This window comes from Microbacterium sp. NPDC078428 (assembly GCF_044542535.1).
GTDB lineage: Bacteria > Actinomycetota > Actinomycetes > Actinomycetales > Microbacteriaceae > Microbacterium > Microbacterium limosum.
Genome location: NZ_JBITUP010000004.1, coordinates 105,744 through 117,730, shown reverse-complemented (window position 1 = coordinate 117,730; position 11,987 = coordinate 105,744). Strand labels below are relative to the sequence as shown.

12 protein-coding genes are annotated in these 11,987 nt (G+C 66.7%); 5 read left to right on the top strand and 7 right to left on the bottom strand.

Features of this window, described 5'->3' with window-relative positions; all coding sequences use genetic code 11:
• Positions 1–62 precede the first annotated feature (62 nt).
• Both ACIGCK_RS09005 and ACIGCK_RS09000 read left to right on the top strand, forming a co-directional pair.
• A complete protein-coding gene (locus ACIGCK_RS09005; protein ID WP_396665485.1) occupies positions 63–1,973 on the top strand; it encodes a glycosyltransferase in 1,911 nt (636 codons plus the stop codon).
• Positions 1,970–2,962: a glycosyltransferase family 2 protein gene (locus ACIGCK_RS09000; RefSeq protein ID WP_330169941.1), complete on the top strand. Its 993-nt coding sequence runs from the start codon at positions 1,970–1,972 to the stop codon at positions 2,960–2,962. The genes ACIGCK_RS09005 and ACIGCK_RS09000 overlap by 4 nt, the downstream gene beginning before the upstream one ends.
• A gap of 69 nt (positions 2,963–3,031) precedes the next feature.
• Here ACIGCK_RS09000 and ACIGCK_RS08995 read toward each other — a convergent pair whose 3' ends face one another.
• The 4 genes from ACIGCK_RS08995 to ACIGCK_RS08980 form a co-directional block, all read right to left on the bottom strand.
• A complete protein-coding gene (locus tag ACIGCK_RS08995; RefSeq protein ID WP_396665767.1) occupies positions 3,032–3,991 on the bottom strand; it encodes a CAP domain-containing protein in 960 nt (319 codons plus the stop codon).
• A gap of 208 nt (positions 3,992–4,199) precedes the next feature.
• Positions 4,200–4,940 carry an ABC transporter ATP-binding protein gene (locus tag ACIGCK_RS08990; RefSeq protein ID WP_330169942.1) on the bottom strand — a complete coding sequence of 247 codons (741 nt, stop codon included), beginning with the start codon at positions 4,938–4,940 and terminating at the stop codon, positions 4,200–4,202.
• Positions 4,940–5,728, bottom strand: coding sequence for an ABC transporter permease (locus ACIGCK_RS08985; RefSeq protein WP_396665483.1), 789 nt, complete (start codon positions 5,726–5,728; stop codon positions 4,940–4,942). The genes ACIGCK_RS08990 and ACIGCK_RS08985 overlap by 1 nt, the downstream gene beginning before the upstream one ends.
• A gap of 37 nt (positions 5,729–5,765) precedes the next feature.
• Positions 5,766–6,227 (bottom strand): hypothetical protein, encoded by a 462-nt coding sequence (locus ACIGCK_RS08980; protein WP_396665482.1) that lies wholly within the window; start codon positions 6,225–6,227, stop codon positions 5,766–5,768.
• A 120-nt stretch (positions 6,228–6,347) separates the two neighbouring features.
• Here ACIGCK_RS08980 and ACIGCK_RS08975 point away from each other — a divergent pair, with 120 nt between their 5' ends.
• Both ACIGCK_RS08975 and ACIGCK_RS08970 read left to right on the top strand, forming a co-directional pair.
• Complete coding sequence (locus ACIGCK_RS08975; protein ID WP_396665480.1) at positions 6,348–6,836, top strand: nucleoside deaminase; 489 nt, start codon at positions 6,348–6,350, stop codon at positions 6,834–6,836.
• Between the two features lie 30 nt (positions 6,837–6,866).
• The gene (locus ACIGCK_RS08970) at positions 6,867–7,763 is read left to right on the top strand and encodes a hypothetical protein (RefSeq protein ID WP_396665479.1); all 897 of its coding nucleotides are present in this window, start codon (positions 6,867–6,869) and stop codon (positions 7,761–7,763) included.
• Here ACIGCK_RS08970 and ACIGCK_RS08965 read toward each other — a convergent pair.
• Positions 7,756–8,757, bottom strand: a complete 1,002-nt coding sequence (locus ACIGCK_RS08965; protein WP_396665477.1) for a glycosyltransferase domain-containing protein — start codon at positions 8,755–8,757, stop codon at positions 7,756–7,758. The genes ACIGCK_RS08970 and ACIGCK_RS08965 overlap by 8 nt on opposite strands.
• 122 nt (positions 8,758–8,879) lie before the next feature.
• Here ACIGCK_RS08965 and ACIGCK_RS08960 point away from each other — a divergent pair, with 122 nt between their 5' ends.
• Entirely contained in the window at positions 8,880–9,845 is a 966-nt protein-coding gene (locus ACIGCK_RS08960; RefSeq protein WP_396665475.1) for an NAD-dependent epimerase/dehydratase family protein, read from the top strand.
• A 10-nt stretch (positions 9,846–9,855) separates the two neighbouring features.
• Here the strand turns inward: ACIGCK_RS08960 and ACIGCK_RS08955 are convergent, their stop codons facing one another.
• Positions 9,856–11,076 carry an ABC transporter ATP-binding protein gene (locus tag ACIGCK_RS08955; protein ID WP_396665473.1) on the bottom strand — a complete coding sequence of 407 codons (1,221 nt, stop codon included), beginning with the start codon at positions 11,074–11,076 and terminating at the stop codon, positions 9,856–9,858.
• A gap of 1 nt (position 11,077) precedes the next feature.
• Positions 11,078–11,983 (bottom strand): ABC transporter permease, encoded by a 906-nt coding sequence (locus tag ACIGCK_RS08950; protein ID WP_396665471.1) that lies wholly within the window; start codon positions 11,981–11,983, stop codon positions 11,078–11,080.
• Positions 11,984–11,987 lie beyond the last annotated feature (4 nt).

The window sequence follows — 11,987 nt, the reverse complement described above, 5'->3', positions numbered from 1 at the left end:
GGGGTAGGCTTCCTTCTCGGCTCGACGCCTCGCGCCCGCCGACCCCCTTCGGAGATGCCCCTGTGACACACGTCCTCCAGAATGTCGTCTTCCCCCTCGAACGCGACCCCGACCTGCTCCCCCTCTACGCCGACCCCGAGACCTGGTCGGTCATCGACGAGGAGCCCGTCCGCGTGTCCAGCGTCGCTCACCTCGGCAACGTGCTGGGGCGATCGAGCGCCCGCATCGTCGCCGGCCGCCGCGTGTCGTTCGGCACGTACTTCAACGCCTTCCCGGCGTCGTACTGGCAGCACTGGACGGGTGTGCGCGAGGTGCGGCTCACGGTGCGCACCGACGGGCCCGCGACGATCCTCGTCTACCGCTCGAACGGCGGCGGCACCAAGCAGCGGCTCGAGACGCGTGAGGTCACCGGCAGCGCCGAGACCTCGGTCGACGTCGCTCTGACGCAGTACAGCGACGGCGGCTGGATCTGGTTCGACATCGTCGCCGACGAGGCGGCGGTGACCTTCCAGGGCGCGGAGTGGACCACCGAGCAGGAGCCCGTGCGCTCGGGGCGCGCCTCCCTCGGCATCACGACCTTCAACAAGCCCGATTACTGCGTGTCCACTCTCGCGGATCTGGCCGACGCGCCCGGGGCCCTCGAGGTGATCGACCGCATCTACCTCATCGACCAGGGCACGCATCTCGTCGCCGACGAGCCGGGCTTCACGGAGGTCGCCGAACGCCTGGGCGAGCGGCTCCGGGTCATCCGCCAGCCGAACCTCGGCGGATCGGGCGGGTTCGCGCGCGCGATGCTCGAGACCCTCGACGCCGGAGAGAGCGACTTCGTGCAGCTGCTCGACGACGACGTGCGCATCGAGCCGGAGTCGATCCGGCGGTCGGTGACCTTCGGTCGCTACACGAGCATCCCGACGATCGTCGGCGCGCACATGTTCGATCTGCTCGACCGGCCGCGCCTCCACGCCTGGGCGGAGGTCGTCGACGAGACGCCCTTCATGTGGCGCAACCTCTTCCAGGAGAAGATGCCGCACGACTTCTCCGTCGCGAACCTGCGCCAGTCGCCTCTCCTGCACATGCGCCTCGACGCCGACTACAACGGCTGGTGGATGTGCCTCATCCCCACGCAGATCCTGCGCGAGGTGGGGCTGTCGCTTCCCGCCTTCATCAAGTGGGACGACGCGGAGTACTGCCTGCGTGCGCGCGAGGCCGGCTACCCGACGGTGTCGCTGCCCGGCGTCGCGCTGTGGCACGTGTCGTGGGTCGGCAAGGACGACTCGATCGACTGGCAGGCCTACTTCCACGCCCGCAACCGCATCGTCGCGGCGCTCCTGCACTCGAACGCACCCGCGGGCGGCACGCTCCCCCGCCACAGCCGCAGGGTCGACCTCAAGCACCTCATGATGATGCAGTACTACCCGGTCGCGCTGCGGCACCGTGCCCTGCGAGACCTGATGCAGGGCCCCGCGCACATGTGGCGCACGCTGGCGACCGCGATGCCCGCGGCACGGGAGCTCGCGGCCGAATTCCCGGAGACGGTCGTGCACCGCGACACGGGTGTGCCGATGCGTTCGCGGCGCGGGCGGCAGGTGTTCAAGAAGCTCCGGTTCAACGTCTACGACAACCCGACCGGCATCCGGCTCCGCTTGTTCACCGCCCGGACCCTCGTCGCGCACTGGTTCCACGACCCCAAGCCCGAGAACCTCGCGCAGCCGGAGGCCGAGTTCGGAAAGCTCGATGCGCACTGGTGGCGTATCCCGCGTTACGACAGCGCGATCGTGAGCGCTGCCGACGGGTCCGGGAAGAACATCTACACGCGCGACCGCGCGAAGTATCGCCGGATGCTGACGGATTCGGTCCGACTACACCGCTCGCTCGTGCGACGCTGGCCCCAGCTTCAGCGCGAGTACCGCGCGGCCCTGCCCGACCTCGTCTCGACCGAGGCCTGGCGCCGCCGTTTCGAGGAGGCCGCGTGACATCGCCGGAGACCACACCCCAGAGCCGCACCGGCTCCGCGTTCGATCCGGCCTCGGCGACCATCGCGATCGTCACGTACAACCGCTCGGGCCTGCTCTCCCGGCTCCTCGAGTCAATCGCCTCGATGGACCCGCAGCCCGGCCACGTCGTCGTGATCGACAACGCATCGGTGGATGACACGACGGACGTCGTCGAGTCCTTCCGCGACCGGCTCGGAACGGAGCTCGTCTACCGCCGCCTCGACACCAACACCGGCGGATCGGGCGGGTTCAGCGAGGGCATGCGCACGGCGTACGACCTGGGGTCCACGTGGATCTGGCTCATGGACGACGACGTCGAGGTCATCCCCGACGGTCTCGCGCGGATGGGAGCCTGGGCGCCGCGCTTCAAGAGCGTCCAGGGGCGCCGTTACGACTACGACGGCAGCGAGTTCTACTGGCAGTACCGCCTGTCGATCCCTCTCGGCATCCCGATCCCCTTCGCCCCCGCGGATTTCGACGAGCGCGGGTACCGCGAGATGAACTCGGGATGCTTCGAGGGCATGTTCATCCACCGCGACATCGTCGAGAAGATCGGCCTGCCGGACCCTCGCTTCTTCATCTACTGGGACGACTCGGTGTACGGCTGGCTCGCCTCGCAGCACACCACCTCGGTGATCGTGAACGAGTTCGTCCTCAAGCGCACGCGCGAGATCAAGCAGTGGGATATGGGCATCCGTCATCTCAACGCCTCGAGCAACGCGTACCGGTACTACATCATGCGCAACCGCGGGCACATGAAGCACTACTTCCAGACCCACGGCGCGTACCGGCCGGTCAGGTTCGCGGCAGGGACTGCTCTGACCTTCGCGAAGGAGCTCATCCGGCTGTTCTTCGTCGAGCGCACGGTGCGCGGCACGAGCAACCTCTTCCGAGGGATGCGCGACGGGCTCCGCCTCGCGCGTGACCGCTCGTGGTCGCCGATGCCGCCGCTCACGCCTCGAGGCTGAGCGCCAGCGCCGCGCCCTCTTCCTGCCCGCGAGACGGACGGAGTCCCCCGCGGCGAGTGACCGTGGGGTTCAGCGCGGCGGGGCGCCGGCAGCAGGAACCCGAAAAGCGGTCGATTCGTAGACCCAGGTCGACGACCAGTTCTGGCGAACGTAGTCGCTTTCGCCGGGGCTCGCGGTGTAGAAGTGATGCCGAACGGTCGGGCCCCAGAAGCGTGCGACGGGCACGGTCTGCGGCACAGTCGATTCGGACGGATAGACGTAATAGGCCACACCCTCGTACGACCAGACGTCCGGCCACCTCCGGATCACTTCGTCTCGCTCGCCCGCATGAGCCGTGTAGAAATGGCCGGCGTACTCCGCGCTCCAGAACCGGAAGAGAGGAACGGTCCCGGGCACCTGAGTCGTGAACGCTGTATAGGCAGAACCCTCGTAGTTCCAGACATCGGCCCACCGCTCCCGGATCATGTCGCGCTCGGCTGCGCTGGCTGTGTAGAAGTGGCCGCGATACGCGGGGCTGTAGAAGCGGAAGATCGGCACCTCGGCGGCCACACCGACCGCTCGCGGGTAGCTGGCGAAGTTCTGCGTGTAGTACGGGCGTCCGCTCGAAGAGACCGCATAGCCGATGCCGAGATGCGTCGCATCTGCACGCAGGATGTTCGCCCGATGTCCCTCGGAATTCATCCATCCATCGACGACGGACTCGTCCGAATATCCCATCGCGACATTCTCGGAGGCTGCAGTCCATCCGACCGGGTACCGCGACTGATAGCCCGTGCAGTGAGCCATGGCGTCGTTCGCAGCCTGCTTCTGCGAACACGACTGCGCCACCTCGTTCAGCACCTCATGAGCCGACACCGGAGCCAACCCCGCCGCGGATCGCGCTTCGTTGGTCTCCGCGAGAATGTACCGGCGCGCCGCTTCCTCGCCTAAGACGACTTGCGCCCGCGCGACCGCCGGGCCCGCGGTGGAGACGGAGGGGGAAGCGTGGGCCTGGTGCGGAAGACTGATCGCACAGATCAAGAAGACCATCACGCCGAGAGTGGAGTGCCTGCCACGGAGCACGAGAACCTCACTTGAATACCCCGCCGCTCCCCAGCGCAACGGATATTACGGCAACGCCTCTCGAGCACCGAATCGGATCTCTGCGTGCCCTGCATCGCCGGAGCGAATCCCGCAAGAGGCCCCACCCCGTCGCGCCCAGACACCGCTGCCGACCTCGTCGGCGGGCCGATCGCAGCTAGGGACTGCTGTGGTCGGAGTTGTACCGCGCCAGCACCTCGTCGATCGGCGCGTCCATCGCGAGGTGATGCTTGCTGAGGTACAGACCACGGGTGCAGAAGCGCCGCAGGTCGCGCTCGTTGTGAGAGACGAAGAAGAGCGTGCGCCCGTCGGCCAGCAGCTCGTCGATGCGCGTGTAGCACTTCTCGCGGAAGGCCTTGTCCCCCACGGCGAGCACCTCATCGACGAGGAGGATCGGCTCCTCGAGCTGTGAGACGACGCTGAATGCGAGCCGCACCTTCATCCCGTTGGACAGGTGCTTGTACGGAGTGTCCACGAAGTCCTCGAGCTCCGCGAAGTCGATCATCCCGTCGAAGCGGCGATCCACCTCGGCGCGATTCATCCCGTGGAGTCCCGCCGTGAGCTTCACGTTCTCCCGTACCGTCAGGTCGCCGACGAACCCACCGGTGATCTCGATGAGCGGGGCCACTCCCCCATTGACCCGCACATGGCCCTCGTCGGGGAGCATCACCCCCGCGACGAGTTTGAGAAGAGTGGACTTGCCCTGGCCGTTGCGCCCCACGACGCCGATCGATTCCCCGGGTTGCACGTCGAAGGAGACGTCGCGGAGTGCCCAGAACTCTCCTGGGCGCGCTCGCCTCGACGAGTCGGAAAAGAGGTCCTTGAAGCTGCGCCGCCCGCGCCTGTTGCGTCGGAAGCGGACGCCGAGGTCGCGGACCTCGATCGCGGGGGGTGCCATCACAGCTCCTTCAGCACGGGTCGCTCGAGCGCCCGGAAGACCACGAGCCCGAGGAGGAGGAACAAGATGCTCATCGCCGCGCCGACCGCGACGGCGAACGTGTCCCACTGGTCGGGGAAGAACGCGGCGCGGTAGAGGATGAAGATCCCGGAGAGCGGATTGAAGGCTGCCAGCTGGGGGAAGATGCCCGGCAGGTCCCCGACGCTATAGATGATGGGTGACGCGTAGAAGAGCGCGCGGAGGATCAGCTTCGTCGTGCGCTCCAGGTCGGAATAGAGCACGCAGAGCGGCGCCACGATCAGCCCGAGCCCGACGAGCAGCGAGACCTGCAGGGCGACCGCGAGGGGGAAGAGCAGGATGCCCCACCCGACCGCGGCGCCGGACACGATCGCGAAGATCGCGAGCACCGGCAGCGAGAAGAGGAACTCGATGCCCTTGCTCAACACGATGCGGCCGACCCAGATCGATCGCGGGATCGCTGTCGAGCGCACGAGCTTTGCGTCCTTGTTGAACGCCCGCGTGAAGTCGCCGACGGCGGCGTTGAACCATACCCAGGGCAGCAGCGCGGTGATGAGGAAGACGATGTACGGGTCCTCGCCGACGGAGCGCTGGAACACCTGGGTGAAGACGAACCAGTAGATCGCGCTCATGACGAGCGGGTCGAGGATCGACCAGAGATACCCCAGCGCACTCGTGGCGTATCGCACCTTCAGATCGCGCGCGGAGAGCAGCCACAGCGCGTGGAGGTAGCGCCGCGGCGATCCCGGGGCTCCGACGGCGGTGGTCACCGGATGAGTCTATGGCCGCCCGCGACCCCTATGAGCCTCACGCCAGTGCGGCTCGGATCCGATCGATCTGCCCGCGATCGGTGGGCGCGACGGCGTAGAGACCCACACGGACGAAGTCATCGATCGTGATCCCGTAGGGCGCCACCGAGTCCAGATACGTGAGGAAGTCGTCCTCAGAGGCGAACTCGTACACGCGGACTTCGCTGCCCTCGAGAAGTCCCACACCCCACTGGGCGATGTATTCGGCGTCGCCCTCGAAGCGGAAGTCCGTCAGTCCGAGCGTGGCGACGATCCGCTCGATCTCGCTGTCGGGGGTGGGAGAAGCCGTCGGCGTCGGCGAAGCGGACCCCGACGGGGTGGCCGGTGCACCCGGCTGAGACGGCGCCGCCGAGTCCGACGGAGACCCCGTCGCGCCCGGCGAGGCGGCCTGGTCGGGAGCGCACGACGCGAGGACGACGACGAGCACGACGGCAGCGAGGGGAAAGATACGTCGGGACACAGCGACACCTTACGTCGGCAGATCGCGTCCGCGCGCTCACCACGCCCGCCGCCCGGGGACGTCCGTGTGCGACCGCTCGTACGATGAAGCTTCCCCACCGCCGCGAAAGGGCACAGCAGGATGACGGACGACCTCACAGCCAGTGACAGAGCGCATCTGCGCGCCGCGATCCATATCGCCGAGCAGTCACGCGAGGACGGAGCACATCCCTTCGGCGCGATCGTCGTCGACGCCGGCAGACGCACCGTCGCATCGTTCGGCAACAACTCCCTCCCGCCGGAGGGCGATCCGACTCAGCACGCAGAGATGCGCGCGGTTGCCGCGGCGTCACGGACGCTCGGTACCGAGGCCATGGCGGGCTCCACGCTCTTCACCAGCGCCGAACCCTGCGTCATGTGCGCCGGCGCCGCGTACTGGAGCGGCATCGACCGCGTCGTCTACGCCCTCTCGGAACGGCGACTGCTCGAGCTCACCGGCGCGCATCCCGAGAACCCCACGTTCTCGCTCCCCTGCCGCGAGGTGTTCGCCCGGGGACAGCGCGAGATCGCCGTGGTCGGTCCGGTCCTCGAAGACGAGGCCGCGGCCCCTCATCGCGGCTTCTGGCGGTAACCGTACGCCTGCGTGGGGTTGAATCGTTCCGTGCTCCTGTTCCGACGGCCATCGCGCCGCTCCGTCGTCTTCGTCGTCGAACCGCGCTTCGCGGAATCGGGGACATCCGTCATGCGCGGGCAGCAACTTTCCGAGATCGCACAGTCGTCGGGTCTGTCGTCCCGGACGATCTCCTGTGCGCCGGTCGACCCGAGCATCAGGCGCAGTGACATCTTCCTCACGAAGGGTGTGATGAAGACGGGTGACCTCGACCTTTGGAAGCGCTGGCGACGACAAGGCAACAGGCTCTTCCTCGACCCGGTCGACGAGGGGATCAATGACGCGCTCATAGACGCAGTCGACGTCGTCGTGGCCGCGTCGATGAGCGCCTACGACGCCTATCGCACCGAGTTTCCCCGAGCAGACATCCGGCTTCTGAATCACCATGTAGATCCGCGCGTCGCGGAGGCGCTTCAGCGCCACAGCGACAAGCCACGGCAGACGGGCATCGGCTACTTCGGGGAACCCGTCAACACCGTCCGCACAGATCGAATCGCGGATCACGTGACCTTCGTTCCCGTGAGCACCGCTCGGCAGGACACCGGGTGGTTGGAATCGATCGCGGCCTTCGACATGCACTACGCGATACGCAGGCCTCGCGCGCTCGACCACCACAAGCCCTTCCTGAAGGGATTCACCGCTGCGGCCTGCGGCGCCAACATCCTCATCCAGCGCGGCCAACCCGAGGCGGCCCGATGGCTCCCACCCGAATATCCGTTCTGGGTCGAGACCGATCCGGACGAGGCGGCGATCCTGCGAGCCATCGAGCAGGCCGAGGCGTCGCGTGGGGGTCCCGAATGGCGCGCCGGCCTCGACGCGATGCGGTCGATCGCCTCCCGCACCTCCCCCGCGGCCATCGGGTCGGAACTCGAAGCGCTCTTCAGCTAGGTCGTTTCCGGGTACCCCGCTGCAGGCGCATCCCGACCGCCCGGACAAGCGCTCGCGCGGAGGAGGAGATGCCCGTCGAACGCGCCAGCTCAACCTCCCTCTCCCAGACCTGACGCCGCAGCGCGTCGACCTGAGCTTCGAGTCTCGAGCGCTCCGCGACTCCCTCAGAGATCTCGTTGGTGAGCTGCTCGACCCGGTGACGAAGGGTGTTCACCGTGTCGGCATCGAGCTCCTCCAGCGCGAGCTCGAGCTCCTCGATCCGCGCGCGCGCTCTTCTGAGGTCGGCGATGAGCGGACCACTCGGCAGCGCGGGTGCTTTACCCCGCTCGACCTTTCTCCCCGCGACGACCGGCCATTCGTGATACACGGAGTCGAAGTTGTCGACCTCGAGCGTGCGAAGCGCGACGTCCTCCTCCAGGAGGCCGACGAGCAGCGACAGCTGGTCGCGTCGGGAGTATCGAAGAACGTGGTCGAACCACGTACGCATGGCTCTGTCCACGGACTCCGACCGACGGCGGACGATCATCCCTCCCCAGCGGGGCCTCATCGCCAGGACATCGGGGTATGAGACGGCGTAGTCGTTGAGCTGTTCGTAGACCCGGAAGCGGTCGTCGTAGTTGAGCCGGATGACCTCGTCGAACTCCGCCAGCACCGATTCGCGGAAGCTGTGAGCCGCCATCGCCACGTCGACGCCGTCCTCGAGCCAGTCCTCGATGATCTTCTCGGGCGTTGCCCGGAGCTTTACGGAGGCGTCTATGCAGAGGGTCGCATCGTATTCGCGCAAGAGCTCGTGCCCCAGGATCTTGTAGACCCGGGAACTGCGGTGGATATCCTGCGGGTACCGCGGAGAGACGAGGTGGGTGCGCCACGTCTCCGACCGAACGTCCGCGTCGTCGGTGAAGCAGATGAAATCCGCCTCGCTACCGGCGGCGACGTCCTGCTCGAGCAGGTCATCGTACCCCCCGAGGAGTGTTGTGTAGACGCACACCTTCATGACGTTCCCGTCCCTCTCCGAGGTCGGGCGCCACGGAGTCGTCCTCCACACTATCCGCGGACCCTTGCCCGCGGCGACGACGCAACACGAGGGGTAGGCTTTTCCGGTCCAGAAGGGAACGCATGACAGCTCTCGTCACCGGCGCGGCCGGCTTCATCGGTAGCACGCTGGTCCGGTCGCTGACGAGCCGAGGCATCACGGTAAGAGGGGTCGACAACTTCGACAGCTACTACGACCCGAGCCTCAAGGAGCGGAACGCGGCTTCGCTCGCGCACCCCGACTTCACGCTGGTGCGAGCCGATCTGAGCAAGGACCCTCTGGAGGACGTGCTGGAGGGGGTGAGCGTCATCTACCATCTGGCCGGGCGACCCGGGGTGCGAGGATCCTGGGGGCGGGACTTCGACTTCTACACGGCAGCGAACATCACGGCGACACAGCGGCTCCTCGAGTACGCGACCGCATCGGCACGCCCACCCCGTATCGTCTACGCATCCTCATCCTCCGTGTACGGCGACGCCGAGATCTACCCGACCCACGAGACGGCTCGCCCGAGCCCGCGCAGCCCATACGGGGTGACGAAACTGGCGGGGGAACACCTGTGCTCGCTGTACGCGGCAAACTTCGGCGTTCCCACCGTGGCTCTGAGGTTCTTCACCGTGTATGGTCCACGACAGCGGCCCGACATGGCCTTCACGCGCTTCCTCCGCGCCGCGTTGACCCGGGAACCCGTCCCCCTCTACGGCAGCGGCGAGCAGGTGCGCGACTTCACCTATGTCGGAGACATCGTCCGTGCAATCGCCGCCGCGGGCGAGGCAGATGTCCCCGCGGGAAGCGTTCTGAATGTCTCGGGCGGCGGGAGCCACTCCGTCAACGAGGTTCTCGACGTCATCGAGCGTCTGGTCGGCACGAACGTCCCCGTCGACCGAAGGGCACGGGCGGACGGGGATGTGATGCGCACGGGAGCGGATACCCGGTCAATCACGGAACTGCTCGGCTGGAGACCGAGGGTCTCCCTCGAGGACGGCCTGGCAGCGCAGCTTGCCTGGGTCCGCGAGGCGGTATCGAACGGATCCCTCGCCGCCGTGTGAGTCCGTGTCGTCAGCCGTCGACACGGATGTTGACGGCGGCGTGCACGGTCCCGGTCTGAGCGAAATCGAGGGGCACGAAGAAGGTCGCTCCCTGCCACATGACGTCCAAAGGAGCACCTTCGGCGTCACTCACCTCTGCGTTGATGAAGTACTGACCGCCCGCCAGCCTCAGATCGGGGATCTCGTAGTCGACGACATGCGGACCGCTTGCTGCATGCCCGTGCGCGTGCTCCTGACGGCGGGTTCCGGTGCCGAACACCTGCTGGCCTTGAGGTGTATCGATGCTGATGCTGGTGTTCCAGGAGTCCAGAGGACGCACGTGCTCGAGCCGCAAGCGCACGGTCACCCTGTCGCCGGGGCTGATGGTGCGGACAGCCTTGCCTTCACCATCCAGGAGTTCGATCCCCACGAGCGAGGATTCTGCGGCAAGGGGCTCGTCGTGGTGCGCGTCCTCCTCCGCACGCTTCCGCTTGCCCTCGAGGATCTCACGGTGGACCTTCGTCGCCTCGGCCGCCGACCCCTCGTAGACGAGGGCACCGTTGCTGAGCACGACCCCGCGATCGCACACCTCCATGACCTGCGCCGCGGAGTGAGAGACGAGGATGATCGTTCGACCCTCCGCCTGGAACTGGCGGATCTTGTCCATGCACTTGCGCTGGAAGGCCTCATCTCCGACCGCCAGCACCTCGTCGACGAGAAGTAGGTCCGGGTCGGTGTGAACCGCCACGGCGAAAGCGAGCCGCACGTACATGCCGGACGAGTAGAACTTCACCTGCGTGTCGATGAAGTCGCCGATCTCGGCGAACGCGACGATGTCGTCGAATCGCGCGTCCGTCTCCTCCTTGGACAGGCCCAGGATCGACGCGTTGAGATAGACGTTGTCCCGCCCGGAGAGATCGGGGTGGAACCCGGCCCCGAGCTCGAGTAGCGCCGCCATGCGACCTCTTCGCTGGACGGTACCGGAGGTGGCGTCGATGATCCCGCCGATCACCTTGAGCAAGGTGCTCTTGCCCGAGCCGTTCGGGCCGAGGAGGCCGATCGACGACCCGGCGGGGATGCGGAGGGAGACATCCTTGAGGGACTCGAACTCCTCACGATGCGCCCTCCCGCGGCGCCCCATGGTGACCATGCGCTCCTTCAAGGAATTGTCGCGCCGGATCACGAACTTCTTGTGCACGCGATCGACCACCACCACATCGGGTGCGTCGGCGAAATCGGACGAATCGTTCATCTCAAAGCTCCTGCGCGAAGTTTCCCTGCAGCCTCGAAAACAGTCTCTGTCCGAGCCACAGAAGAAGAATCCCGACCAGCAGCGCGATCCCCATCCGCATCGCGAGGTCCGGTGGGTAGTCGGCGGGGGTTCCGGCGATCCAGAACGCTTTGTGGAATCCGAGGACGGCGAGCGTGAGCGGGCTGTTGGTGTACACCTCTAGGAGCCAGGCCGGGAGTCCGAACTGGTCGAAGACCGTGTTCACCATGGTCCACCCGTAGACGATCGGCGAAGACCACATCGCGAGCATGAGAAGCACCTGCGTGAGGTACTGCACGTCGCGCAGATACACGTTCAGCGCAGAGAGCGCGAGGCCGATCGCCGCGCCGTACACGATGATCAAGAGGACGGACGGCACGAAGTAGACGAGGCCGAGGCTGATCGGCGCGGCCCCCAGGATGATGCAGGCAAGGATGAGGACGCCCAGCTGCACGGTGAAGGTGAACATCGCGGCTCCGAGAGCGGAGAGCGGGAAGATCTCGCGCGGGACGTAGACCTTCTTCACCAGCCCCGCGTTGGCCACGATGGAGCCCGTGGACCCTGTGAGCGCCTCGCTGAAGAGCGCGTAGATGGTGAGCCCGGAGAAAATGTAGATGGCGAAGTCGGGGATGCCGCGTGCCGCACCCAGGAACTGTCCCATCACGACGTAGTACACCGTGAGCTGGACGATCGGGTTGATGAGCGTCCACAGCAGGCCGAGGACGCTGTCCTTGTAGCGCGCCTTGATGTCGCGACGGACAAGCAGACCGAGTAGGTGACGATGCCCGACGATGGCGCGCACCGACGGCCAGAACCGAGCGGCGGACGCCACTTGAGTCAACGGCTCTTGAGCCAGTCGCGCGAGGCGCAGTCGGGCGCTGTCATTCACGCTG